The 26,444-nt window shown below is 49.8% G+C and carries 24 protein-coding genes and 1 tRNA gene; 23 read left to right on the forward strand and 2 right to left on the reverse strand.

All coding sequences use genetic code 11. The features are described 5' to 3' along the window. Positions 1 to 643: 643 nt before the first annotated feature. From hisB to AC0YN3_RS31990, 13 genes are all read left to right on the forward strand, one after another. Positions 644 to 1,249, forward strand: coding sequence for an imidazoleglycerol-phosphate dehydratase HisB (gene hisB, locus AC0YN3_RS31930; RefSeq protein WP_183570751.1), 606 nt, complete (start codon positions 644 to 646; stop codon positions 1,247 to 1,249). Between the two features lies 1 nt (position 1,250). After that, positions 1,251 to 1,868, forward strand: coding sequence for an imidazole glycerol phosphate synthase subunit HisH (gene hisH / locus AC0YN3_RS31935; RefSeq protein ID WP_475778872.1), 618 nt, complete (start codon positions 1,251 to 1,253; stop codon positions 1,866 to 1,868). A 66-nt stretch (positions 1,869 to 1,934) separates the two neighbouring features. Beyond that, positions 1,935 to 2,693: an imidazole glycerol phosphate synthase subunit HisF gene (gene hisF / locus AC0YN3_RS31940; protein ID WP_475778873.1), complete on the forward strand. Its 759-nt coding sequence runs from the start codon at positions 1,935 to 1,937 to the stop codon at positions 2,691 to 2,693. After that, entirely contained in the window at positions 2,690 to 3,382 is a 693-nt protein-coding gene (hisIE, locus tag AC0YN3_RS31945; protein WP_475778874.1) for a bifunctional phosphoribosyl-AMP cyclohydrolase/phosphoribosyl-ATP diphosphatase HisIE, read from the forward strand. The genes hisF and hisIE overlap by 4 nt, the downstream gene beginning before the upstream one ends. Positions 3,383 to 3,425: 43 nt before the next feature. Beyond that, positions 3,426 to 4,232, forward strand: coding sequence for a histidinol-phosphatase HisJ (gene hisJ / locus AC0YN3_RS31950; protein WP_475778875.1), 807 nt, complete (start codon positions 3,426 to 3,428; stop codon positions 4,230 to 4,232). 115 nt (positions 4,233 to 4,347) lie between these two features. After that, on the forward strand, positions 4,348 to 5,298 hold the full coding sequence (locus AC0YN3_RS31955; RefSeq protein WP_183570740.1) for a ribose-phosphate diphosphokinase: 951 nt from the start codon (positions 4,348 to 4,350) through the stop codon (positions 5,296 to 5,298). 166 nt (positions 5,299 to 5,464) lie between these two features. After that, on the forward strand, positions 5,465 to 7,216 hold the full coding sequence (locus AC0YN3_RS31960; protein WP_475778876.1) for a tetratricopeptide repeat protein: 1,752 nt from the start codon (positions 5,465 to 5,467) through the stop codon (positions 7,214 to 7,216). Between the two features lie 21 nt (positions 7,217 to 7,237). Then, on the forward strand, positions 7,238 to 8,185 hold the full coding sequence (gene trxB / locus AC0YN3_RS31965; protein WP_475778877.1) for a thioredoxin-disulfide reductase: 948 nt from the start codon (positions 7,238 to 7,240) through the stop codon (positions 8,183 to 8,185). Positions 8,186 to 8,370: 185 nt separating this feature from the next. Continuing rightward, positions 8,371 to 9,321: an ROK family glucokinase gene (locus AC0YN3_RS31970; RefSeq protein WP_183570734.1), complete on the forward strand. Its 951-nt coding sequence runs from the start codon at positions 8,371 to 8,373 to the stop codon at positions 9,319 to 9,321. A gap of 165 nt (positions 9,322 to 9,486) precedes the next feature. Further along, positions 9,487 to 10,374 (forward strand): RNase adapter RapZ, encoded by an 888-nt coding sequence (gene rapZ, locus AC0YN3_RS31975; protein ID WP_475778878.1) that lies wholly within the window; start codon positions 9,487 to 9,489, stop codon positions 10,372 to 10,374. 12 nt (positions 10,375 to 10,386) lie between these two features. Continuing rightward, on the forward strand, positions 10,387 to 11,373 hold the full coding sequence (locus tag AC0YN3_RS31980) for a gluconeogenesis factor YvcK family protein (RefSeq protein ID WP_221226501.1): 987 nt from the start codon (positions 10,387 to 10,389) through the stop codon (positions 11,371 to 11,373). A 6-nt stretch (positions 11,374 to 11,379) separates the two neighbouring features. After that, positions 11,380 to 12,309, forward strand: coding sequence for a DNA-binding protein WhiA (gene whiA / locus AC0YN3_RS31985; RefSeq protein ID WP_475778879.1), 930 nt, complete (start codon positions 11,380 to 11,382; stop codon positions 12,307 to 12,309). Between the two features lie 209 nt (positions 12,310 to 12,518). After that, the gene (locus tag AC0YN3_RS31990; protein ID WP_028609180.1) at positions 12,519 to 12,788 is read left to right on the forward strand and encodes an HPr family phosphocarrier protein; all 270 of its coding nucleotides are present in this window, start codon (positions 12,519 to 12,521) and stop codon (positions 12,786 to 12,788) included. A gap of 373 nt (positions 12,789 to 13,161) precedes the next feature. Here AC0YN3_RS31990 and clpP read toward each other — a convergent pair whose 3' ends face one another. Together clpP and AC0YN3_RS32000 are read right to left on the reverse strand one after the other, a co-directional pair. Continuing rightward, complete coding sequence (clpP, locus tag AC0YN3_RS31995) at positions 13,162 to 13,746, reverse strand: ATP-dependent Clp endopeptidase proteolytic subunit ClpP (RefSeq protein WP_169091151.1); 585 nt, start codon at positions 13,744 to 13,746, stop codon at positions 13,162 to 13,164. 412 nt (positions 13,747 to 14,158) lie between these two features. Then, positions 14,159 to 14,233: transfer RNA gene (locus tag AC0YN3_RS32000), tRNA-Arg, on the reverse strand. A gap of 235 nt (positions 14,234 to 14,468) precedes the next feature. Here AC0YN3_RS32000 and AC0YN3_RS32005 point away from each other — a divergent pair. From AC0YN3_RS32005 to AC0YN3_RS32050, 10 genes are all read left to right on the forward strand, one after another. After that, the gene (locus AC0YN3_RS32005; protein WP_475778880.1) at positions 14,469 to 15,506 is read left to right on the forward strand and encodes a sugar-binding transcriptional regulator; all 1,038 of its coding nucleotides are present in this window, start codon (positions 14,469 to 14,471) and stop codon (positions 15,504 to 15,506) included. A gap of 109 nt (positions 15,507 to 15,615) precedes the next feature. Then, the gene (gene gap, locus AC0YN3_RS32010; protein WP_441944371.1) at positions 15,616 to 16,620 is read left to right on the forward strand and encodes a type I glyceraldehyde-3-phosphate dehydrogenase; all 1,005 of its coding nucleotides are present in this window, start codon (positions 15,616 to 15,618) and stop codon (positions 16,618 to 16,620) included. A gap of 174 nt (positions 16,621 to 16,794) precedes the next feature. Beyond that, on the forward strand, positions 16,795 to 17,979 hold the full coding sequence (locus AC0YN3_RS32015; RefSeq protein WP_475778881.1) for a phosphoglycerate kinase: 1,185 nt from the start codon (positions 16,795 to 16,797) through the stop codon (positions 17,977 to 17,979). 40 nt (positions 17,980 to 18,019) lie between these two features. Beyond that, positions 18,020 to 18,778 carry a triose-phosphate isomerase gene (gene tpiA, locus AC0YN3_RS32020; RefSeq protein WP_475778882.1) on the forward strand — a complete coding sequence of 253 codons (759 nt, stop codon included), beginning with the start codon at positions 18,020 to 18,022 and terminating at the stop codon, positions 18,776 to 18,778. A gap of 1 nt (position 18,779) precedes the next feature. Further along, positions 18,780 to 20,321 (forward strand): 2,3-bisphosphoglycerate-independent phosphoglycerate mutase, encoded by a 1,542-nt coding sequence (gene gpmI, locus AC0YN3_RS32025; protein ID WP_475778883.1) that lies wholly within the window; start codon positions 18,780 to 18,782, stop codon positions 20,319 to 20,321. A gap of 24 nt (positions 20,322 to 20,345) precedes the next feature. Beyond that, on the forward strand, positions 20,346 to 21,638 hold the full coding sequence (eno, locus tag AC0YN3_RS32030) for a phosphopyruvate hydratase (protein ID WP_308996222.1): 1,293 nt from the start codon (positions 20,346 to 20,348) through the stop codon (positions 21,636 to 21,638). Between the two features lie 130 nt (positions 21,639 to 21,768). Further along, entirely contained in the window at positions 21,769 to 22,536 is a 768-nt protein-coding gene (locus AC0YN3_RS32035) for a sugar phosphate isomerase/epimerase family protein (protein WP_475778884.1), read from the forward strand. A gap of 99 nt (positions 22,537 to 22,635) precedes the next feature. Further along, entirely contained in the window at positions 22,636 to 22,872 is a 237-nt protein-coding gene (secG, locus tag AC0YN3_RS32040) for a preprotein translocase subunit SecG (protein ID WP_183570711.1), read from the forward strand. Between the two features lie 169 nt (positions 22,873 to 23,041). Further along, on the forward strand, positions 23,042 to 25,978 hold the full coding sequence (gene rnr / locus AC0YN3_RS32045) for a ribonuclease R (RefSeq protein WP_475778885.1): 2,937 nt from the start codon (positions 23,042 to 23,044) through the stop codon (positions 25,976 to 25,978). Between the two features lie 258 nt (positions 25,979 to 26,236). Next, entirely contained in the window at positions 26,237 to 26,437 is a 201-nt protein-coding gene (locus tag AC0YN3_RS32050) for a cold-shock protein (RefSeq protein ID WP_028609190.1), read from the forward strand. The last annotated feature ends 7 nt before the right edge of the window (positions 26,438 to 26,444 follow it).

Genomic DNA, 26,444 nt, shown 5'->3' on the forward strand with positions numbered 1-26,444 from the left:
AAGGAGCTACATTGCATTTACTGCAATAGAAACGAACTCTAAAGCAGGAAACCAGCAGAAATAGTGAATTCTATTGCACAAACTGCAATGTAGCACTCGAAGGCTAGCAACAAACTGGTTTCTACTGCACAAACTGCAGCGTAGCATTCTAATGGTAGCAACAAAGTGGTTTCTATTGCACAAACTGCAACGTAGTAAAGGAAAGTTATTAGCAAAGTGGTCACTAGTTCACAATCATTTTCTTGAAACTCGACCATAGTGAATGATTTTGCACTATTAGTTACGTTGCAGAAAGTGCAATGAAAACCTGACATGACATGAGTTTAAGGAACTACATTGCATTTACTGCAATAGAAACGAACTCTAAAGCAGGAAACCAGCAGAAATAGTGAATTCTATTGCACAAACTGCAACGTAGCTCCAGAAAGCTAAAAGAGAAGTGAATTCTATTGCACAAACTGCAATGTAGCCTCGAATAGTAGCAGTAAAATCGTTTCTGTTCAAAATCTGCAATGTAGCATCAGAAAGCTATTATCAAACGGTTTCTACTACACAAGCTAAAACATAGCACCTGCAAGCTAACTTAACATCGAACAAAATACTTAAATCAACATCTAAACTAAACCTAACGCAGGAAGAAGGAATGAAAGTGTCAGAAAATCGGGTACGCGAAGCATCGGTAGCACGCAAGACGAATGAGACGGATATTAAGCTTACATTTGCAGTAGACGGAACGGGAGAAACGAAAATCGAAACGGACGTGCCGTTCCTGAACCATATGCTTGATTTGTTTACAAAGCATGGCCAGTTCAACCTGGAGCTCGAAGCACGCGGAGATATCGACATAGACGATCACCACACGGTAGAGGATATCGGCATTTGCATCGGCCAGACGCTTCGCGAGGCGCTGGGCGACAAACGCGGGATCAAGCGTTATGCCAGCGTATTCGTGCCAATGGATGAGGCGCTTGCGCAGGTTATTATCGACGTGAGCAACCGACCGCATTTCGAATACCGTGCGGAGTATCCATCTGCGCAGGTAGGCAGCTTCTCTACGGAGCTTGTCCATGAGTTTCTTTGGAAGCTGGCGCTAGAGTCCCGCATAACGCTCCATGTCATTGTGCACTACGGCAAAAACACGCATCACATGATCGAGGCGGTATTTAAAGCGCTTGGACGTGCGCTGGATGAAGCGACGAGCATTGACCCGCGCGTGCAAGGAGTACCTTCGACGAAGGGAGTGCTATAGCATGATCGCAATTATCGATTACGGCATGGGCAATCTGCACAGCGTAAGCAAAGCGGTAGAGCGTCTGGGCTATGAGGCGGTCATTACCGATGACCCGGCCACAATCGCTGCCGCAGCAGGGGCAATCCTGCCGGGCGTGGGGGCTTTCGGCGATGCGATGCAGAATCTGCGTGAGACGAAGCTTGACGAGGTGGCGAAAGCATACGCTGCATCAGGGAAGCCGATGCTGGGCATTTGCCTCGGCATGCAGCTGCTATTCACTGCAAGCGAGGAATACGGATTGCATGAAGGACTGAATCTTTTGCCTGGGAAGGTCGTGCGTTTCGAGGGTGATTACAAAATTCCGCATATGGGCTGGAACAAGCTGTCTTTCCTTCAAGGGCAATCGCCGCTATTCAACGGTTTGGCTGAAGGCCATGTCTATTTTGTTCACTCCTTCCATGCGAAGGTAGAGCAGGCCTCCGATCTGCTTGCGACTACGGACTATTACCAGCAAGTAACGGCAATTGTCGGCCGCGGCAACGTTTTCGGCATGCAGTTCCATCCCGAAAAAAGCGGAGATCTGGGCATGCAGCTGCTAGGAAGCTTTCTTGCGCTAACGAAAGGCGAGAAGTCATAATTTTGTTATTTATTTGATGGACGATATAGATGAAGCCCGTTTAACGGGAACAAAGGAGAGGGAAACATGCTGGCAAAGCGTATTATTCCATGCCTAGACGTGAAGGATGGCCGCGTTGTGAAAGGCGTGAACTTCGTAAACCTGCGCGATGCCGGAGATCCCGTCGAGCTTGCGGCTACCTATGACAAGGAAGGCGCGGATGAGCTTGTTTTTTTGGACATCTCGGCTTCGGTGGAAGGCCGCGCAACGATGATCGAGGTCGTCAAACGGACGGCTGGCGAAATTACGATTCCGTTCACGGTAGGCGGAGGCATCTCCCATGTCGATGACATGAAGCGGCTGCTGCGTGCGGGCGCTGACAAAATCGGAATCAACACGGCCGCTGTCGTTAATCCCGCGCTTGTGCAGGAGGGCTCGCGCAAATTCGGATCGCAGTGCATTGTGGTTGCCATTGACGCAAAGTTTAACGCGGAGTGGGGCGAGTGGGAAGTTTATACGCATGGCGGCCGCAAAACAACGGGCATCAAAGCTTTAGAATGGGCGCGCGAGGTAGAACGTCTGGGAGCGGGTGAAATTCTGCTGACGAGCATGGATGCCGACGGAACGAAGGATGGCTTCGATATTAAGCTGACCAAAGCGGTTTCGAATTCGCTAGGCATTCCGGTTATCGCCTCAGGCGGAGCGGGAAGAATCGAGCATTTCAACGATGTATTCAAGCAAGCTAATGCGGATGCGGCGCTTGCAGCAACGATTTTCCACTATAAAGAAATGACGATCCGTGAAGTGAAAGACGATTTGCGGTTAAAGGGAGTAGAAGTACGATGACGGAATCCAATTCAAACGATTTGAGCTCAAGCATTAAATGGGACGAAGCGGGGCTCGTTCCTGCAATCGTGCAGGATGCACAAAGCAAAGAAGTGCTTATGATGGCATACATGAGCAAGGAGTCGCTGCAGCTTTCGGTAGAATCGGGCGTCACTTGGTTCTGGAGCCGATCGCGCAATGAGCTGTGGAATAAAGGCGCGACAAGCGGACATACGCAGCGTATCATCTCCATGGCTTATGATTGCGATGGCGACACGCTTCTGGTTAAAGTAGACCAAAAAGGCCCAGCCTGCCATACGGGCCGCTACAGCTGCTTCTTCAACAATGTTGAGGTGAATGGGAACAAGGCAGCTTCCACAAGCAATGCAGCGCCGACCGTGGACCGCTTCGGCACGCTGGGGCAGCTGGAAGGCACGATAGCAGAACGTTATGCAGAACGCCCTGAGGGCTCTTATACGTCTTATTTGTTTGACAAAGGCGTGGACAAAATTTTGAAGAAGGTCGGCGAGGAAGCATCCGAAGTCATTATCGCCGCCAAAAACAAAGATAACGACGAACTGAGAAGCGAAGTCGGCGATCTGATTTTCCATTTGATGGTGCTGCTTCGCGAGAGAGGGCTGCCGCTTGATGATGTAATCAGCGAAATCCATAGCCGCCATGGTAAAAAGACAACGAACAAAATGAGATAGCGACCGCTTATCTCCAAATTGCGATAGAAAGGCCGGTACGCACATGTTTATCGATTACCATACCCATCATGCCCGCTGCGGCCACGCCGTAGGCGAGCTGGAGGAATACGTACGGAAGGGAATAGAGATCGGACTCGTGCAGCTCGGCCTTTCCGACCATATGCCGCTGCTCCACGTTGATCCTGCATCTTATTATCCAGAGATGGCCATGGCTATGGATGAACTGCCCCGTTACGTAGAGGAGTGCCTAGAGCTTAAGGAAAAGTACAAGGGACAGATCGACATTCGGGTAGGCCTGGAGGGCGATTTTATCGAGGGCTGCGAGGAGCAGATCGAAGCGATCGTCAAAGCTTACCCTTGGGATTACGTCATTGGCTCCGTTCACTTTCTAGGCGAATGGGATATTACCGATTTCCGGCAAACGGCAGGATGGGAAGGCCGTGACCGCATGGCGGTTTACGAGCAGTATTACGCAGCTGTAGGAAAAGCGGCGGCGAGCGGCTTTTATGATTACATTGGGCATATTGACGTGATCAAACGCTTCGGCTTCAAGCCGGAGGAGGATGTGACCCATTTGGAGAATGCGGCGCTTCAAGCGGTCAAGCGGAGCGGGATGGCCATTGAGCTTAACGCATCGGGACTGCGCACGCCTGCCGCAGAAATGTTTCCAAGCCGCAGGATGCTCGAATATGCGCTTGAGTTAGGCATTCCGCTCACCGTAGGATCGGATGCCCATCAGCCTGAAAGGCTGGGCCAATACTTGGATCAAGCCTACTCCGTACTGAGAGAAGTTGGATATAAGCAGCTGGCGACATTTAATTGTCGAAAATTAGTGATGATTGATTTTTGAAATATCGTAAATTACATGTATAATATAGAAGATCAAACAAGCTTTGTCGAATGATCCGACAAGGACGAGTACTTGTTCCGTAAAATTAATTGGTTTTAACGCTCAGGAGGGTATCATGTTAAGCGACAAGGTGCGTATTTTTTCGGGTTCGTCTAATCCGGTATTGGCTCAGAAAATTAGTGCAGAGCTTGGTCTGACTTTAGGCGCGATCAAGATGTCCCGTTTCAAAAGCGGTGAGATTTATGTGCATTACGAGGAAACGATTCGGAATTGTGACGTATTCCTCGTGCAATCGTTCTCGCATCCGATCAACGAGCATTTTGTCGAATTGCTCGTAATGATTGACGCGGCGAAGCGTGCATCCGCAAGAACGGTCAACATCATCATGCCGTATTACGGCTATGCGCGTCAGGAGCGCAAAGCAGCGCCACGGGAGCCGATTTCAGCGAAAATGCTGGCGGACGTGCTCACGACTGTTGGAGCGAACCGCGTAATCACAATCGACCTACATGCTCCAGCTATTCAAGGCTTCTTCAACATTCCGGTCGATCATATGACGGCGCTTGATCTCATCAGCGATTACTTGAAGACAAAGAACATCAAGAACCCGGTTGTCGTTTCGCCGGATGCAGGACGTGCTTCAACCGCAGAGAAGCTTGCGAACTACCTGGATACATCGTTTGCGATTATGATCAAGAAACGCCCAGCGCACAATGAATCGGTTATTACACACGTAATCGGGGATGTCGAAGGTCAGACGCCTATTATTATTGAGGATCTGATCGATACGGGCTCAACAATCGTAAACGTTGTGGAGGGCTTGAAGGAGCGCGGCGCCGAGGACGTATACGTATGCGCAACGCACCCGCTATTCTCCGGCTCAGCCATTGAGCGTTTGGATCATCCTAATATTAAAGAGGTTATCGTTACGGACTCCATCAGCTTGCCGGAATCGACGCCGGAACGCTTCAAGGTGCTATCCGTTGCCCCTCTGCTTGCAGAAGCAACACGCATCATTTTGGAGGGCGGCTCCATCAGCACACTGTTCAAAAACAACGGCGTATAAGCGCTCATTCAGGAATGCCGATTACATGAATTGAATAGCAAGGACGCGGGAAATCGCGGGTGGCGTATTTGCTGTCCGCGATTTTCCCACATATTCTTTCATGTTCTCAAAGGTATGGCTATGGTATAATCGTAGAAAATCGGAAGTAACGGGAGGTGCCTTGCCAGTGAAAGGGAAGAAACGTGTTGCCGTAGATCAACAGACGAAAGTCATACCGGTTCAATGGGACGCCACGTTTTTTTTCGAACGTGCGGTTCGGTCACTGGATCGACTCCATTATGACAAGGCACTTAAATATTTTCGTCGCGCCGTGGAATACGAGCCGGATAATCCGGTAAACCATTGCAATATGGCCGGCATCCTATCGGAAATGGGCAATTACGAGGAATCCAACCGGATTCTGGGCTGGATTGTGGATGAGCTTGATCCTACAATGACGGAATGCCATTTCTACATGGCGAACAATTATGCGAATATGGAACAATATGAAGCGGCCGAAGGCTCGCTTATTCGATATTTAGAAGAGGATTCGGAGGGGCAGTTCCTAGACGAGGCAGAGGATATGATGGATCTTCTGCATTATGAGCTGGAGCGACCGACGCGTCTGACGAACATTAAATCGCGCGAAGGCATGGTTGAGCATGATTTGGCCCGTACTCTGCTGGAGGAAGGCAAGTTCACCGAGGCCGTGCGCATTCTAGAGAAAATTATTGAGGGACAGCCGGACTTCCTTGCTGCCCGCAACAATTTGGCGCTGGCTTATTATTATATGGGCATGTTCGACAAGGCGATGGATACCATTCATGAGGTGCTTGAGCTTGAATCGGGCAATCTGCATGCGCTTTGCAACCTTGCCATCTTCTATCAGCATAAGAATGACGAAGCAAGCCTGCGGCCGCTTGTCGAACTGCTTACGAAGACGGTGCCGTTTCATCAGGAGCATGTGTTTAAACTGGCAACGACAATGGGCATCTTAGGAGAGCATGGAGCTGCTTACAAGCATTTTACAAGGCTTCTGAAAGACTCTGAGCTGACGCAGGATCCGAGCTTATATCATTATGCGGCTGTTGCCGCATGCAATATCGGACGCTTGCAGGAAGCGGAGCGGTTATGGAAGCAGACGATCAAGCTGGATCCTAAATCGGGCATACCCCATTATTATATGGAGCAGCTGGAGCTGCTGCGCGGCGGAGAGATGACGGCATCGATCAGCTACCACTATCATTTGCCATTCGAGGAGCAGTTCAAGCTGTGGGAGAAATCCTCAGACGGCATTCCCGACCATCTTAAACGTGACCCGCTCGTTCGGTCGTCGTTCTTCTGGGCGCTGCGCCATGGCGATCAGCATACGAAGCTTCAGGTCATTCAGGCTCTAGGCATGATCGCGGACAGCGAAGTGAAGGATGTGCTCCAAACCTTCCTCCTCGAGCGAGACGAGGATGATTACTTAAAGCGCATAGCCATCTTCGTGCTTCGAACCATGGGCGTGCAAGAGCCGCTGCCGATTTTCCTGGAAGGAAAAGAAACCGTCATTGAGCCTAACCGGGTTCCTTCACGGCTTCCTGTATGGGAAGACAAGTGGCAGGCTGTCGTGGAAACGGCGCTTTCCCGCATGAGCAAGCAATACGATTTGGTTCAGCAGCATGACTTAATGACTTTATGGGTAGAGTTTCTGTCACGCGTGTATCCGGATGTCCCTAAGCTTGCGAAGCCTGAGGGCTGGGCAGCCGCTTTGGAATATTTGACAGCCAAGATGCACCGGAGGTCGATTTCTTATCATGAGGTCTCGGTTAGGTATGGAACGTCCATCGCGACAGTCAGCAAGAACGTCAAGCTGATTGACGAGGTTTGCGGCATCAAAGAAAAGATGAAGTCGATGAGCTCTGTCTTCTCGGCGCAGGAAACGCAGGACGAATAAACTTTTACGAGGTGAAAGACGATGTACAAATCCATTATTATCGGTACCGGCCCTGCCGGACTTACAGCAGCAATTTACTTGGCACGCGCCAATATGAACCCGCTTATTATCGAAGGACCTGAGCCTGGCGGACAATTGACGACTACGACCGAGGTTGAGAACTTTCCTGGTTTCCCGGAAGGCATTATGGGACCAGAGCTAATGGCGAACATGCGCAAGCAAGCGGAGCGTTTCGGCGCAAAGTTTGTTACGGGTTGGGTTAACAGCGTGGATATGTCCGAGCGTCCTTTCAAGGTTCAGGTAGAAGGCCAAGGCGAAATTGTAGGCGAGAGCATCATAATCTCCACAGGGGCATCGGCTAAATACCTCGGAATTCCTGGCGAGAGAGATAATGTCGGCAAAGGTGTCAGCACCTGCGCAACCTGCGATGGCTTCTTCTTCCGCGGCAAGAAAATAATCGTAGTCGGCGGCGGCGACTCCGCGATGGAGGAAGCAAGCTTCCTTACGCGCTTTGCAACGAACGTGGAACTGGTGAACCGCCGAGATGAGCTGCGCGCCTCCAAAATTATGCAAGACCGCGCTCGCGAGAACGAAAAAATCAGCTGGAGCCTAAACCGTACGCCGGTTGAGGTTGTCGCAACGGGCATGGGCGTTACTGGGCTTAAGGTCCGTGACAACGTAACAGGCGAAGAAGACGTTATCGAAACAGACGGTATCTTCATTGCGATTGGGCATACACCTAACACGAAGTTCCTAAACGGCCAAATCGATACGGATGACCACGGCTATATTCTTGTTAAGCCAGGCACCTCCGAAACGAACGTACCAGGCGTATTCGCTTGCGGCGACGTACAAGACAGCAAGTACCGCCAGGCGATTACGGCAGCGGGCAGCGGTTGCATGGCGGCGCTTGATTGCGAGAGATTCCTCGAGGGCACCGTGACGCATGACTGGAGCCAATCGCTTTAATAGTTGCCGACTAAGCATCATAAGATAAAGAAAGGGCTATACCGGCAGAGCGCGACGCTTGAAGGTATAGCCTTTTCAATAGCCAAGAGTGCTCCTTTTCCCCGTATTCACCTATCTTGACCAGAGGATAAAGGTCGCTTATAGTGTTACAGAGAAGATTAACATATTGATGAGGTGGACTAGTGATGTCTGAAAAGATTTACGTTGGAGTCGATGTCGGCGGAACAGCAATTAAGGTAGGCATTTGCAATGCGGATGGGCAGTTGCTCCACACGTATGAAGGGCCGACGGAAGCGAGTAAAGGAACGGACACTATCCTTCAAAATATCGCAAAATACGCGCAGCAAATCGTAACGGAATCCGACTTTTCCTGGGAGCAAGTAGACGGCGTAGGCGTAGGCATTGCCGGCTTCCTTGATATTCCGAACGGGATTGTGAAATTTGCGCCAAACCTGAAAATTGAGAACGTCAATTTGAAAGCGTACTTGGAGCAAGAGCTCAATAAGACGGTTAAAGTAAACAATGATGCCAACGTAGCGGCACTAGGCGAGGCTTGGGGCGGAGCGGGCAAAGGAATCGGACACTGCGTATGCTATACGCTAGGAACAGGCGTAGGCGGCGGCATTATTATAGAAGGCAAAATCGTAGAGGGATATATGGGGATGGCAGGCGAGCTGGGACATATGGCAATCGTGCCTGATCTTGAAGCCATTCAATGCGGCTGCGGCAAAATGGGCTGCTTGGAAACGGTATCCTCTGCAACTGGCATTATTCGTATGGCGAAGGACGCTGTAGAACGCGGCGACCGCACATCGCTTTCATCCGTAGAAGATATTATGGCGAAGGACGTCCTTGACGCTGCGAAAGCAGGCGACGAGGTAGCGACTCGTATCGTAAACCGTGCTGCCTATTACTTGGGCAAATCGATGGCGATGATCGCTATCGTGCTTAATCCGCAATATTTCATTATTGGCGGCGGCGTATCCAAAGCGGGAGATTTCCTATTCGATCAAATCCGCGAAGTATTCGAGAAATACACGCAGGAGCAAGCGAAGGAAAACGTGAAAATCGTAGCGGCAACGCTAGGCAACAATGCAGGCGTAGTTGGCGCGGCTGGACTTATTCTTAGAGGTTAGTTATTAGGAGACTTTGCATCCGCAAAGTCTAAGCATATCCTTACGAAGTGACTTTGCATTCGCAAAGTCTAAGCATATCCTTACGAAGTGACTTTGCATTCGCAAAGTCTAAGCATATCCTTACGAAGTGACTTTGCATTCGCAAAGTCTTTAGGAGGTTTGATCATGGAAACGACAGCAACAGTAGCGAAGCTTGTCATTATAACCGGGATGTCTGGCGCGGGCAAAACGATTGCTGTCCAAAGCCTGGAGGACCTCGGTTTCTTCTGCGTTGACAATTTGCCGCCCGTTCTTATTCCTAAGTTCGCGGAGCTGATTGAACAGTCGAACGGTAAAATCGGAAACGTGGCACTCGTTATCGATTTGCGCGGCAGGGAGTTTTTCACGGCGCTTTCGGAATCGCTTGCTTATATCAAGGAGCATTATACGATTAGCTGTGAAATTTTGTTTCTGGATGCAACAGACGGCGTGCTCGTTCAGCGCTATAAGGAAAGCCGCCGCCGTCATCCGCTTGCTCCTGAAGGCATGCCGCTTGAAGGAATCAAGAATGAACGGCGTCTTTTGGAAGACCTGAAAGGGTGGGCTTCTCAGGTTATTGACACAAGTACACTGAAGCCGGCGCATCTGAAAGAACGGATTATTTCGCATTTTACGAATCTAGAGCAAAACAGCCTATCGATTAACGTTACCTCTTTCGGATTCAAGTACGGCATTCCGATTGATGCTGACTTAATTTATGATGTTCGTTTTTTGCCTAATCCTCATTATATTGAGCATCTGAGGCCCAACACCGGTCAAACCCCCGAAGTGTACGAATATGTTATGAAATGGCCTGAAACACAGCAATTCCTCACAAAGCTGCTAGACATGCTGCAATTCCTTATTCCTCTTTATCGCAAGGAAGGCAAAAGTCAGGTTGTTATTGGTATTGGCTGTACTGGCGGGAAACATCGTTCCGTTGCCATAGCTGAATATTTGGGACGCATGCTCGGCAGCAGCGATACGGAACGTGTGCGTGTCAGTCATCGCGATGCCGAACGTGACAAGCATTGACGAGGTGAGAGAATGCAAAGTAGGCACAAAATTCTGAGAAGGCCGAAGATCGTCGTCATTGGCGGCGGTACGGGCCTCTCAGTCATGCTTCGCGGGCTTAAAGAGAAGCCGCTCGATATAACGGCTATCGTAACGGTTGCCGACGATGGAGGCAGCTCAGGTATTTTGCGCAACGAGCTGCAGATCCCCCCGCCCGGCGATATACGGAATGTGCTAATGGCACTGGCGGATGCAGAACCGCTTCTGACCGAGGTGCTGCAATACCGCTTCAAAACAGTGCCGGGTTTGGCGGGACATAGTCTCGGCAATCTAATGCTGGCCGCGATGACGGATATCTCCGGGGATTTCGTAACCGGCATTCGCGAGCTTAGCCGAGTTCTTGCCGTTCGAGGGCGAGTGCTGCCGGCAGCCGGCAAAGCGATTGTGTTGAAAGCAGAGATGGAAGACGGCACGATCGTAACCGGCGAATCAATGATTCCCAAGGCGGGAAAAGTAATCAAGCGAGTATTTCTGGAGCCGACCAATGTGGAACCGCTTCAGGAAGCTGTGGAAGCCATCGAACAAGCAGACGCGATCCTGATAGGGCCCGGAAGCTTATATACAAGCATTATTCCTAATTTGCTTGTTCCTAAGCTAGCGAATGCCATTGTGGAGTCTGAGGCTGTGAAGCTGTTTGTGTGCAATGTCATGACACAGCCCGGCGAAACCGATAATTATTCAGTAGGCGATCATTTGGATGCGATTCACGCGCATATTGGCCATCATTTATTCGATTATGTTATTGTGAACGACGGTGAGATTCCGCCTCAGATCGAGAGCAAGTACGCCGAGCTGGGGGCGAAAGCGGTGCATCTCGACTTGGATGCGGTCACACAGAAGGGCTATGAGGTCATAGCTGACCGGCTTGTTTTGTTCCGAACTTTTTTACGGCATGATGCCGAGCGTTTAAGCCATCATATCTATAAGCTGGTGGAGAACTGGATGTTACGAAAGAGGTGATACACAATGTCATTTGCGGCGCAAACGAAAAAAGAGCTGACACTAATCGAGGCGGACAGCTGTTGTGAGAGAGCGGAGCTATCCGCGCTTATACGGATGAACGGTTCGGTTAGCGTATCCAGCCGCAAAGTCGTTTTGGACATCTCAACGGAAAATGCCGCGATTGCCAGAAGAATTTATTCCCTGCTCAAAAAACACTATGAAATACATGTCGAGCTGCTCGTTCGCAAGAAGATGCGGCTGAAAAAAAACAACGTGTATATCGTGAGAATTCCGGCTGGGGTACAAGAAATATTGAGCGAGCTCAGAATCGTATCCGAAGGATTTATGTTCACCCTGGGCATCGACAAGGAAATTATTCGCAAGCCTTGCTGCAAACGGTCCTATTTGCGGGGTGCTTTTCTTGCTGGAGGCTCGGTCAACAATCCGGAGGGCTCTTCTTACCATTTGGAGATCTCCTCTATGTATCAAGAGCATTGCGAATCACTGGTTGAACTTGCGAACAAATTCGATCTAAACGCTAGGTGCATTGAACGGAAAAAGGGTTTTATTTTCTACATTAAAGAGGGCGAGAAAATTATCGAGCTTCTCAATATAATCGGCGCGCATCAAGCTTTGTTCAAGTTTGAGGATGTTCGAATCATGCGCGATATGCGCAACTCCGTTAACCGAATCGTAAATTGTGAAACGGCTAACCTGAATAAAACGATTGGCGCCGCCGTTCGGCAGATTGAGAATATCAAGCTGCTGCAGCGCGAGGTTGGCTTAGACAGCCTGCCTGACAAGCTGAAGGAAGTTGCCGAGATTAGGCTTCTGCATCCGGATATGAATCTGACAGAGGTGGGTGAAATGCTGGGGGGAAAGGTAAGCAAGTCGGGCGTGAACCACCGTTTGCGCAAAATCGACGAACTCGCGGAAAAAATCCGCGGCGTATGAACTTTCATCCTAGTGTATCGGCTGGTATAATGATATAATAATTTAAAATGTCTTTATTTATGAAGATGGGAATGCGAAGCAAACAAGCAAAAGCATTTTTGTCTTTGACCGGAAAACAAGCTTTCGCAGCCAGAGGACGGCGGCATTACAGCCGTATGTGCATGTGCCGCATGCTAATGCTTGAGTAAAATATAGGGGGTATGGTTTCCATGACAAGGCTTCCGGTTGTTGTTCGTCTTAAGACGGGACTACATGCAAGACCAGCAGCATTATTCGTACAAGAAGCGAACAAATTTTCCTCCGAAGTATTTGTAGAGAAAGATGACAAAAAAGTGAATGCTAAATCCATAATGGGAATTATGAGCTTAGCAATCAGCTCGGGCACTGAAGTATCCATAAGTGCTGAGGGTTCGGATGCAGAGCAGGCTGTAAACGCTTTAGTCGCTTTGGTAAGCAAAGAAGAGCTGGAAAACCAATAATTCGTTTAAATTAAATAAAAGCCGTCCAGGGTCGCATGACCGAGGGTGGCTTTTTTTAATATAAAAATTTATTTTTTTCACATATAAATGTGCTTATAAATCCGCGAAACGACCGCTTTTGCCACAGAGGACGGCGACAGCCGTTTACGCTTGACGCATAGGAAAGGATATGAGATTGATCATCTTTTCTCTATGCGTTTCACGAAACAATTGCGTCTATAGAAAGGACGCCGTCAGACGTATCTTCTTAATAGGTGCAGCTTTTGAAAACAGCGATCCTGTCGTAAAATCGGTCATACCAAAAACGGGGCCGCTCCCCGGGTCTATTCAGACCCATGGGAGCAGCCCCGTTTGGCATGATGCGTGAAACGACTTAAGCGAGCTTCTCGATTACTTTATCGACAAGGCCATATTCCTTCGCTTCAGCAGCACTCATGAAGTAATCACGGTCCGTATCCTTCTCAATACGCTCGAGCGATTGACCGCTGCGCTCTGCAAGGATACCGTTCAGCTTATCGCGCATACCAATAATACGTTTTGCGCGGATCGCGATATCGCTTGCTTGGCCTTCTGCCCCGCCTAGCGGCTGGTGAATCATGACCTCGCTGTTCGGAAGCGCGTAGCGCTTGCCGATTGCGCCTGCAGTAAGCAAGAAAGCTCCCATGGAAGCAGCCATACCTACGCAAATGGTCGACACGTCAGGTTTAATGTATTGCATTGTATCGTAAATAGCCATGCCTGCCGTAATCGAACCGCCTGGGCTGTTAATATAAAGAGAAATGTCCTTCTCTGGGTCGTCTGCTGCCAGGAATAGCAATTGCGCAATGATGGAGTTGGCCACCACGTCGTTTACACCCGAGCCAAGAAAAATAATACGGTCTTTCAATAGGCGAGAGTAAATGTCATACGCACGCTCACCTCGATTGTTTTGCTCAATAACCATAGGAACGAAATTCATATCCAACGTAAGCCCCCTCCTCGAAAAACAATGAATGGTTAAATCGTATTTTCATAATAACGGATGAAAAAGCAAAAGTCAAAGATAGTCAGACAAATCCCGTTATCCCCGAATGAAAAAGGGGACGCAGCGCCTTGGAACAGGAAATCCAGTGCGTTCTGGCATGCTTCGAACAAGGACGTAATTGGGTAAAAAGCAGTATGGACCAAAAATGGAACGATTGAAAACAAGAAGAAACGGCTTCGCCCTCCTCTGCAGAGGAGGGCGAAGCCGTTTCTCATAGAAATAGAAGAATACTTTATTGCGTCAAACTTATAAAGTCTTATATTTTAAAAAAACCGTTCCCATGTATAGGAACGGTCGCTCTGTATCAATATAGAAGTTGCAAGCCGAGTCGGCTGAAAAGGCGTTGTGGCGCGCCCGCAAGGAATCGAACCTAGATCTCAGCCTTCGGAGGGCTGCGTCATATCCATTGGACCACGGGCGCGTAAAATAGTCGCAAAAATTATTATATGATATTTTGGTGGTTAAAGCAATAGATGCTCAAAAATTAAATTTGTTAAAAATGTGTCGGAAATCGTTTTCATAATAGAAACGGCTATTGCTTCAAGAACCATTTTCCGCTAAAATAAAGGTGGGACTTGAAATGATACCGCGGGACATATTGAGTCCAACACGTCTGAACCGAATACGCTAGAGGCCGATGGAGTGAAGGATGAGAGATGCGTCAGATCGTTGAACTGCAGCAGCAGCTTGTGCCTGATCTGCTCGACGTCATGAAGAAACGGTATTCGATTCTGCATCGGGTGATGCTGTCGGATTTAATCGGACGCCGAACGCTGGCGTCGGCATTATCGATGACGGAGCGGATGCTCCGTGCGGAGACCGACTTTCTGAAATCGCAGGGACTGCTCGAGATTCACTCGGCAGGTATGCGAATTAGCGATTCAGGCAAGCTATTGCTAGAACAGCTTGAGCCTTTTTACAAAACCATGTTCGGGCTATCCGAGCTGGAAGAAACGATTCGCACGCATTACGGCTTATCTCAGGTCGTTATCGTTGCGGGCGATTCGGAAGTTTCTGCACAGACTAAGCGAGAGCTTGGGCGTGCATGCAGTCAGGTTCTGGTCAAGGTTATGCAGCCAAACGACGTTGTGGCCGTAACCGGCGGGACGACCATTGCTCAGGTATCGAACCAGCTGGCAAGCTCATCGGAGCTGAAGACGAACTTGTTCGTACCGGCTAGGGGCGGTCTTGGAGAGAGCCTGGACTACCAAGCCAACACGATTGCATCGATGATGGCCAAGCGAACAGGGGCGCAATACAGGCTTCTGCATGTGCCGGATCATCTGGGCGAGGAAGCATTCGCTTCTATTATGAACGAGCCTAATATTCGTGAGATCGTGGATGTTATCCGCAGTGCTCGCATCGTTGTACATGGAATCGGAGATGCTATGGTCATGGCAAGACGCCGTCGATTGGACCGTGCGATTATCGATGCCATGGAAGCCGAGGGAGCTTTGGCAGAATCATTCGGTTTTTATTTCGACCGAAAAGGCGCTGTCGTGCACAAAATGCAAACGGTAGGGTTACGGCTTGAGGATATTGTGAAGACTGAAGTTGTTATAGGCGTAGCCGGAGGAAAGAGCAAAGGCGAGGCGATAGCGGCAATTATGCGCTTCGGCCATAATGACGTACTTGTGACCGATGAAGCGGCAGCACTAGAAATGGTAGCGTTAATCGAGCAAGAAAAGAATTAGCGCATAGCAGCAGTAAAGGAATCATGATGGTAAGCAAAGGGCTCCGGCCATGCGCGAAGCATCTTGAAATATATTCATTTCTTTTAAAAACGCTTAGGAGGAATTACAAATGGTTAAAGTTGGTATTAATGGTTTTGGTCGCATCGGCCGTAACGTATTTCGCGCAGCACTGAACAACCCTGATGTTCAAATCGTGGCAGTAAACGATCTTACGGACACTGCAACACTGGCACATCTTCTGAAATACGATACAACTCACGGTCAACTTGACGGTACTGTTGAAGCAAAAGAAGGCGCGCTTGTTGTTAACGGACGCGAAATCAAAGTATTCGCAGAGCGTAACCCTGCTGACCTTCCATGGGGATCCGTTGGCGTTGAAATCGTAGTTGAATCAACTGGTATTTTCACAGCGAAAGAAAAAGCTGAGCTTCACTTGCAAGGCGGCGCTAAAAAAGTTATCATCTCCGCTCCAGCAACGAACGAAGATATTACAGTGGTTATCGGCGTTAACGAAGACAAATACGACGCTGCGGCACATACCATTATTTCCAACGCTTCTTGTACGACGAACTGCCTAGCGCCTTTCGCAAAAGTATTGAACGACAAATTCGGAATCGTTAAAGGTATGATGACAACCATTCACTCATACACAAATGACCAATCCGTACTTGACGTTCCTCACAAAGACTTGCGTCGTGCTCGCGCAGCTGCTGAGAACATCATTCCTTCGTCAACTGGCGCAGCAAAAGCTGTTTCCCTAGTACTTCCTGAGCTTAAAGGCAAATTGAACGGTATGGCTATGCGTGTTCCTACGCCTAACGTATCCGTAACAGATCTTGTTGCTGAGCTTAAAGTAGATGTAACGGTAGAAGAAGTGAACGCGGCATTGAAAGAAGCTGCTGACGGTCCTCTTAAAGGCATCTTGAACTACAACGAATTGCCGCTTGTATCAAGCGACTACAATAGCGACCCTGCTTCTTCCACAATCGATGGTCTTTCGACTATGGTTGTTGAAGGCAACATGGTTAAAGTTATCTCATGGTACGACAACGAGTGGGGCTACTCGAACCGCGTAGTTGATCTTGCTGCTTACATCGCTAGCAAAGGTCTGTAAGCAAAGAAGGCGGACGGACCCGCGGCTTTCGCGCAGGCGGAGCACAGGTCTTTGATTTGCGGCTTCTAGGAGACGTAAATCACGGGGGCGTTTCTTCTTTGAAGGAGCGCCCTTCTTTTTTTTGTAATTCGACGGCTATCCCTTTCCATAACAATTATTCGGGAGGTTTCATAAATGAATAAGAAAAGTGTACGTGATGTAGCTGAGCTTGCTGGTAAACGGGTATTTGTCCGCGTTGATTTCAACGTGCCGCTAGAGGATGGCAAAATTACCGATGACAAGCGTATCCGTGAAACGCTTCCTACGATCAACTTCCTAATCGAAAAAGGCGCTAAAGTGATTCTAGCAAGCCACCTTGGCCGTCCGAACGGCCAAGTGGTAGAAGAGCTTCGCCACACGGCATCCGCAGCGCGCCTGTCCGAGCTTCTTGGCAAGCAAGTAACGAAAGCAAACGAAGCGATTGGCGAAGCGGTTGAAGCGCAGGTAGCTGCTCTTAACAACGGCGATGTATTGCTTCTAGAGAATGTACGTTTCTACGAGGGCGAAGAGAAGAATGATCCAGAACTGGCAAAAGCATTCGCTAAGCTTGCTGATTTGTTCGTAAACGACGCTTTCGGCGCTGCTCACCGCGCGCACGCATCGACAGAAGGCATTGCCCATATCCTTCCTGCCGTATCTGGCCTTCTTATGGAGAGAGAGCTTGAAGTGCTAGGCAAAGCTTTGAACAACCCTGAGCGTCCTTTCACGGCAATCGTTGGCGGATCCAAAGTAAAAGACAAAATCGCGGTTATCGACAAAATGCTTGAAATTGCCGACAACGTCATCATCGGCGGCGGCTTGTCTTATACATTCTTCAAAGCGCAAGGCCATGAAATCGGCAAATCGCTTGTCGATAACAGCAAGCTTGATCTTGCCCTTGAGTTCATGGAGAAAGCTAAAAAGCTAGGCAAAAACTTTTTGATCCCAGTCGATATCGTCGTTACTGACGACTTCAGCGCTACGGCTAACACGCAAATCGTTGACGTAGACAGCATCCCTGGTGATTGGGAAGGCATTGACATCGGACCTAAAACACGTGAGCTTTATGCCGATGTAATTAAAAACTCCAAGCTAGTCGTTTGGAACGGACCGATGGGCGTATTTGAAATCGAGCCATTCTCGCATGGTACGCTAGCCGTTGCCAACGCTTGCGCAGAAACTTCAGGCTACACAGTTATCGGTGGCGGCGATTCCGCAGCAGCAGCCGAGAAATTCCACCTGGCTGACAAAATGGACTTCATCTCGACTGGCGGCGGCGCTTCCCTCGAGTTCATGGAAGGCAAAGTGCTTCCAGGCGTTGTAGCCCTTAACGATAAATAATAGCTTTCACCCCAATAAAATGTTATGAGGAGGATTACGCATGAGCAACAGAAAACCGATTATTGCAGGTAACTGGAAAATGTTCAAAACAGTATCCGAGGCTGTATCCTTTTTCTCCGAGATTAAAGGCAAAGCTGAGGTTGATGGTGTGGAGAGCGTGATTTGCGCGCCTTACACGACGCTTCCTGCCCTTGTTGAAGCTGCGAAAGGCACTTCGATCGCTATCGGAGCGCAAAACGTTCACTTTGAAGACAATGGCGCATTTACAGGTGAAATCAGCGGCGTGATGCTGAAGGATCTTGGCGTGAAATACGTTATTATTGGCCACTCCGAGCGTCGTGCATACTTCGCTGAGTCCGATGAGATCGTGAACAAGAAGGTTCACGCTTCTTTCAAAAACGGCTTGCTGCCAATCGTCTGCGTAGGCGAGAAGCTGGAAGAGCGCGAAGCAGGACAAACGAAGGATGTTTGCAAAGTGCAAACGGAAGCAGCTTTCCAAGGCGTATCCGCGGCGCAAGCGGCAGAAGTCGTTATTGCTTATGAGCCAATCTGGGCAATCGGTACTGGTAAGTCATCGACTTCCGAGGATGCACAAGACGTTATCGGCTACATCCGCAGCGTTGTTGCAGGCCTATATGACCAAGCAACGGCAGATGCCGTTCGCATCCAATACGGCGGCAGCGTGAAGCCTAACAACGTAGCTGAGTATATGGGTCAAACCGATATTGATGGCGCACTTGTCGGCGGTGCCAGCCTAGAGCCAGCTTCCTATATCGCTTTGGTCGAGGGGGCCAAGTAAGATGGCTGCTCCCAAACCTGTAGCGCTTATTATTCTTGACGGTTTCGGATTGCGTGACGATGTTGTCGGCAATGCTGTTGCGCAAGCAAACAAACCAAACTATGATCGTTATTGGTCAACTTATCCGCATACGACTTTGACGGCATCGGGCGAAGCAGTAGGTTTGCCCGAAGGGCAAATGGGCAACTCCGAGGTTGGCCATTTGAATATCGGCGCGGGGCGTATTGTGTATCAGGATTTGACGCGTATCAGCAAATCGATTCGGGACGGCGAGTTCTACGAGAACGAGACCATCCTTGGAGCGGTTCGCCATGTGAAAACGAACAGCAAGAAGCTTCATCTGTACGGTCTGCTCTCTGACGGCGGCGTACATAGCCATATTGAGCATTTGTTCGCTTTGCTTGATCTTGCCAAAAAGGAAGGACTGGAGGATGTATACATCCACGCTTTCCTGGATGGACGCGATGTATCCCCGGATAGCGCCAAAGGCTACCTGGAGCGTCTGCAAGCTAAGATCGAAGAGGTTGGCGTAGGGCGCATTGCTACGGTGCAAGGCCGTTATTATGCCATGGACCGCGACAAGCGCTGGGAGCGTACCGAGAAGTCATACCGTGCCATGGTATATGGCGAAGGACCTCAATATTACGATCCGATTCAAGCGGTAGTTGAATCCTACGAGAAATCGGTTTATGATGAATTCGTTATGCCAACGGTTATTGTGGATGGTGAAAACAAGCCAGTTGGCTTAGTGGAATCCGAGGATGCGGTTATTTTCTTCAATTTCCGTCCTGACCGTGCGATTCAATTGTCGCAAGTATTCACGAATGAGGATTTCCGAGGCTTTGACCGTGGTGCGAACCGTCCGGTAAACCTGTATTTCGTCTGCTTGACGCTATTCAGTGAAACCGTAGGCGGATTCGTTGCGTATTCACCAAAGAACCTTGATAATACGCTTGGCGAAGTACTCGTACAGAACAACAAGACACAACTGCGCACAGCTGAAACGGAAAAATACCCGCATGTTACGTTTTTCTTCAGCGGCGGTCGCGACCATGAGCTTCCAGGCGAAACTCGCGTGCTTATCAATTCCCCGAAGGTCGCAACGTACGATCTTCAACCGGAAATGAGCGCGTATGAGCTTGCCGAGTCTACGGTGCGCGAGATCGAATCAGACAAGCATGACGCCATTATCCTGAACTTCGCGAACCCCGATATGGTAGGTCACTCCGGCATGCTGGAGCCTACGATCAAGGCGGTTGAAGCGACGGATGAATGTCTTGGCAAAGTAGTGGAAGCTGTGCTTGCCAAAGGCGGCGTATGCATTATTACGGCAGACCACGGTAATGCTGATATGGTATTTGACGAGAATGGCCGTCCGTTTACGGCACATACGACGAATCCTGTACCCCTTATCGTGACGAAAGCGGGCGAGACGCTTCGCGACGGTGGCATTCTTGCCGACATCGCGCCAACGCTTCTTGATCTTCTTGAGCTGTCCAAACCGAAAGAAATGACTGGCGTTTCCTTGATTAACCCCAAATAAAACCTTTAAAGGAGTGTTTCTCTCATGTCAATTATCGTTGATGTATACGCACGCGAAGTGTTGGATTCCCGCGGAAATCCGACAGTAGAAGTAGAAGTTTCCCTAGAATCAGGCGGCAAAGGCCGCGCAATCGTTCCATCCGGTGCTTCCACAGGCGCTTACGAGGCTGTTGAGCTTCGTGACGGCGACAAATCCCGTTACCTTGGCAAAGGTGTTCTGAAAGCTGTTGAGAATGTAAACACAGAAATCGCTCCTGAAATCATCGGTCTTGACGCTCTTGACCAAGTAGCTATCGACCGCAAAATGATCGAGCTTGACGGTACGCCTAACAAAGCTAAGCTAGGCGCTAACGCAATTCTTGCGGTATCGATGGCAGTAGCTCGCGCTGCAGCTGATGCTCTTGATGTCCCTCTTTACACATACCTTGGCGGATTCAACGCTAAAGTGCTTCCAGTTCCTATGATGAACATCATCAACGGCGGCGAGCACGCTGACAACAACATCGACGTTCAAGAATTCATGGTTCTTCCTGTCGGTGCTGAAAGCTTCAAAGAAGCGCTTCGTATCGGCGCTGAGATTTTCCACAACCTGAAAGCTGTATTGCATGACAAAGGTCTTAACACAGCTGTTGGCGACGAAGGCGGTTTCGCTCCTAACCTAGGTTCAAACGAAGAAGCCATTACAACAATCATCTCCGCTATCGAGCGCGCAGGCTACAAGCCAGGCGTTGACGTATTCCTCGGTATGGACGTTGCTTCAACTGAATTCTTCAAAGACGGCAAATACGTGCTTGCAGGCGAAGGCAAATCGTTCACGCCTGCTGAGTTCGTTGACCTTCTTGCTTCATGGGCTGACAAATACCCAATTATCACAATCGAAGACGGTTGCTCCGAAGACGATTGGGACGGTTGGAAACTGCTTACTGAAAAGCTTGGCGGTAAAGTACAACTGGTTGGTGACGATCTATTCGTTACGAACACGGAGCGTCTTGCTGACGGTATCGACAAAGGCGTGGGCAACTCGATCCTGGTTAAAGTTAACCAAATCGGTTCGCTTACTGAAACTTTCGATGCAATCGAAATGGCAAAACGCGCTGGCTACACAGCTGTTATCTCTCACCGTTCAGGCGAGAGCGAAGACAGCACAATCGCTGACATCGCTGTAGCGACTAACGCTGGCCAAATCAAAACAGGCGCTCCGTCCCGTACTGACCGCGTTGCTAAATACAACCAATTGCTTCGCATCGAAGACCAATTGGGTTCAACTGCGCAATACGCAGGCAAATCCGCATTCTACAACTTGAAAAACTTCAAATAAGACGCAATTTGCGGCTTTTGGAGAAGGGCATGTCCATTCGGGCATGCCCTTCTTTTTTTGTGCCATAGTTCAGCCGTAATCTCGGACATAATAGATGGGAACGGAATTACGCGATTAGGCGGTGTGTAGGATGGCGAAACCAGGCATAGGCATTCAAATGTATTCCGTGAGGGACCAAACCGAAATCGATTTTCTGGGCACGCTCGAAAAAATAGCGGAGATCGGCTACACGGCAGTCGAATTTGCGGGGTACTTTAAAACACCGGCCCCTGAGCTCAAGAGCAAGCTTGCCGAGCTTGGGCTAACGGCGCCTTCCGTACATGTCCCATTAAATTTTAGCGATTCAAAAAATATGGAATCCGATTTGGCAGGCCAAATTGAATATGCCAAAGAGCTTGGCGTAACGTATATCATAACGCCTTGGGCACCGCTGCCGGAGCAGCCGACTAAAGATAATGTGAAATACCTGATTGACGTATTCACGAAATGCGGCCAGCAGGTTAGGGCATCGGGGCTTAAGTATGGGTACCATAATCACGAATGCGACTTCAAGTTAGTGGAGAAAAAGCCCGTGATTGATCAGATTTTGACCGAAATGCCGTCCGAGCTAATGGTCATGGAATTCGATTTGGGCTGGCTGCATATTTCGGGCTACAAGCCTGCTGATTATTTGAAACGCTACAAGGGCCGTGTTCCTTTGGTGCATTTGAAGGATTTCTCCAAAGGCTTGAAGGATGCTGAAATCGGAAAAGGCGAGGTTGGTTATGACGAGTTGTTGACTGAGCTTGAGCCAGCTGGCGTTGAGTTTATGATTGTGGAGCAGGAGCAGTTCGAATCAAGCTCGCTTGAGAGCGCCGCAAATAACTATCAGTTCCTAAAATCCCATGGCTTTGCATAAAAGGCCGTGTTTTGGGCTTGTCCTATTGTAATTTAGGCCCAGCTATGGTACACTCGATTTACGTGTTTTTACGGAGCTCCTATGCTGGAGGTGGAATGAATGGATATCTTATTGAAGATCGTGCTCGTTATATTCTCTGTCGGCCTGATTGCTGTAGTATTGCTGCAAAAAGGAAAGAGCGCTGGCTTGTCCGGAGCAATTACGGGCGGAGCTGAGCACTTGTTCGGCAAACAGAAGGCGCGCGGTTTGGATTTGTTCTTGCAGCGTTTGACAGTAGTTCTGGCGGCTGGCTTCTTTATATTAGCGCTTGTTGTATCTTACTTCGTAAAACAATAACGGACACACACGCAGAAAGCGAGGACATTCCTCGCTTTTTTTGTATTTTCAGCATATTCACGGATGCGGGGCTTCCATTTCGTGTATACTACATGGTATATGATAATCTATCAACCTGCCGCAACCGAAGCTAGAGTTGGCCGCAGGTTTATGAGGAGAAAAACAACTAATGACCATTCACGAGCAGGAACTGCTTGATTTTATGAAAGAAACGGCTTACAAGCCGATGACGTACCAAGAGCTCGAGAAGCATTTTGGTATCGAGGGAGCAGCGGAGTTTAAGGAGTTCCTTAAACTGCTGAACCTGCTTGAGGACGCTGGCAAAATCATTCGTACACCGAATGACCATTATGGCGTGCCGGAGCGGATGAACTTATTAAGGGGCAAGCTGCAATCGCATGCGAAGGGCTTTGGTTTCTTGATACCGGATCAGAAGGATCACGGGGATGTATATTTGCATGCGAATGACCTGAAGAGCGCAATGAACGGCGATATTATCCTCGTGCGCGTCACGACAAGAAGCGAGCATGGCGGCAGGATGGAGGGCGAGGTCGTTCGCATCGTGGAACGGGCAGTCACTCAGATCGTGGGCACATTCGAGGACCACGATGTCTACGCGTTCGTTGTACCGGATGACAAAAGGATTAACCGCGATATATTTATTCCTAAAGGCGGCTATCAAGGAGCAGTTTCCGGACAAAAGGTTGTCGTGAACATTGTCTCCTATCCGGAAGGACGTTCTGCGGCCGAAGGCGAAATTGTCGAAATTTTAGGACATAAGAATGATCCGGGCGTAGATATTTTGTCGATTATTCGCAAGCATCAGCTGCCGGAGGGATTCCCGGATGAGGTAATGGCGGAAGCCGAGGCTGCGCCGGATTCGATTACCGACGAAGAAATCGTTCAGCAGGGAAGACGTGATCTTCGCGATGAAGTCATCGTCACGATCGATGGCGAGGATGCCAAGGATCTAGATGATGCGGTGCATGTGAAGCGGCTGGAAAACGGCAACTATTTGCTCGGCGTCCATATTGCGGACGTAGGGTACTACGTGAGGGAAAATTCTGAGCTGGACCAGGAAGCTTACCGCAGAGGATGCAGCGTGTATTTGGTTGACCGCGTAATCCCGATGCTGCCGCATCGCTTGTCGAACGGCATTTGCTCGCTTAATCCGAAAGTGGATCGCCTTACGCTCTCTTGCGAGATGGAATTCGACGCCGCGACACTGAAGCGCGTACGCCATGACGTATTTACGAGCGTGATTCGTACGAAAGAGCGCATGACCTATACGAACGTAAAAAAAATTCTGACGGCTACGGAAGAAGAGCCGCAGACGGAGCTTAAGGAACGATATGCCGATCTGCTCGATATGTTCGGGCTTATGGAGGATCTTGCGATGCGCCTGCGCTCCCAGCGGATGAAACGCGGCGCCATCGATTTCGATTTCCAAGAATCGAAGGTAATCGTGGATGAGAACGGCAAAGCGGTCGATATTATCAAGCGAGAGCGTTCCGTTGCTGAGCAAATTATCGAGGAGTTCATGCTGATCGCCAATGAGACGGTTGCTGAGCATTTTCACTGGCTGCGCGTTCCGTTCCTCTACCGGATTCATGAGGACCCGACGCAGGAGAAGCTGCTCAATTTCGTCCAGTTCGCTTCAAACTTCGGTTATACCGTAAAGGGCAAAGGCAATTCGATTCATCCGAAAGCGTTGCAGACGCTGCTTGAGGAAATACGGGGAACGAAAGAGGCAACCGTTATTTCGACGGTGATGCTTCGTTCGATGAAGCAGGCCAAATATGATGCGCAGAGCCTAGGACATTTTGGGCTTGCGGCTGAATTTTATTCGCACTTCACGTCTCCGATTCGCCGTTATCCTGATTTGGTCATCCACCGGATCATTCGCGAGGTGCTGGATGGCGGGGGCCATTTGACGGAGGCGCGCCATGAGACGCTTACGGCACGCATGCCGGAAGTAGCCCAGCATTCGTCAGAACGCGAACGGGTTGCGGTTGATGCCGAACGCGATACGGAGCAGCTGAAGAAATGCGAATTCATGCTCGATAAAGTGGGCGAGGAGTTCGAAGGAATCATTAGCAGCGTAACGAGCTTCGGCATGTTTATTGAACTGGATAATTCAGTGGAAGGTTTGATTCGCCTAAGCGACATGTCAGACGACTACTATAACTTCCATGAGCAGCATATGATATTGGTTGGCGAGCGCACATCCAAAATATATCGGATTGGCGACGAAGTAAAAATTCGCGTTACCCGCGTCAGCATGACGGAGCACACGATTGACTTCGAGCTGATGGACATGAAGCCGCGCAGCGGAAAAGGCATTCCAAGCAGCTTTGGCGGCGGAAAAAAACGCGGAGGTTTCGGTGATCGTGCGGGCAGTGTCGATCGTGGTGGCCGAGGCGGAAAAAGCCGCGGCGGAAGCGGTTCCGGTTCTGGTGACCGCGGTCGTAACGGCAATAGCTCAGCTGCTGCGGCAGGCGAAGGCAAACGCGGCAGTGCTGGCGCGGATAGCCGAGGCGGAGCAGGCGCAGGTGGCCGCGGAGGCAAAGGCCGTGGCGGAAAAGGCGGCCGAGGCGGATTCAATAGCGGCGTGGACCGCAGCGTGGTTGGCATTGTCGAGCAAGCCAATCCATGGCGGATCGATGCGCCTGATAGCGGGCGCGGCGGCAAGCGGCGCGGCCGAGGAGGCAGCGGCGAAGCCGGTGCCGGCGGGAACGACGGCGGGTTAGCGGCGTCGGATCGCGGGCCGGGGCAAGAGGCAGGCGGAGCGCCGGGCCAAGGCCGGGAGCAGTTGCGCGGAAGCGGAAGCGGATCGCGCACGGATATGTGGGGCCTGCCCATACGCGGAGGCGGCGGGCAAGGCGGCAGTGGCCGTGGCGGAGCCGGGAAGCGGCGGAGCGAAGGCGGCGGCGATGCGGCGAGGCGGAAGAATGCGGCGCCGAGCGGTGCTTTTAGCGGCGAGCGCGGGGCGGATGCGCCAAGCCCGGATGGAAGTGGCGCAGCTCCTGGCAAGAGCAAGCGGAAGAAGAAAAGCGGCGGCGGGGGCAATGCCACAGCGGCGTTTGTCCGCAAGAATCGCAAGTAAATAACAGGCGGGCGGCTTCCGTTCTATGTCATAAATGGAAGCCGCCGCGATCTGGACAATATGGCAAAATATATTTAAGCTCGTCGCTTGCTTTTTAATTCTGGGTATAGTAAACTCAAATCAATCGATAATATGAACCTGAATTCACATATTGAAAAGGGTGTCATTATAGTCATGAAACCCTTTCCAATGTGTGAATTTTTTGTTTAAAGACAAACCAGGCGCATATTAATATTATTTTTTTGGAGGTTTTTACACATGCAACAAGGTACAGTTAAATGGTTTAACGCAGAAAAAGGTTTCGGCTTTATCGAAGTTGAAGGCGGCAACGATGTATTCGTACATTTCTCCGCAATCACTGGCGAAGGCTTCAAAACTCTTGAAGAAGGACAACGCGTAGAATTTAACGTTGTTCAAGGCAACCGTGGACCACAAGCAGAAAACGTTGTAAAGCTGTAGTAGCTTA

The organism is Paenibacillus sp. J22R232 (assembly GCF_056269165.1).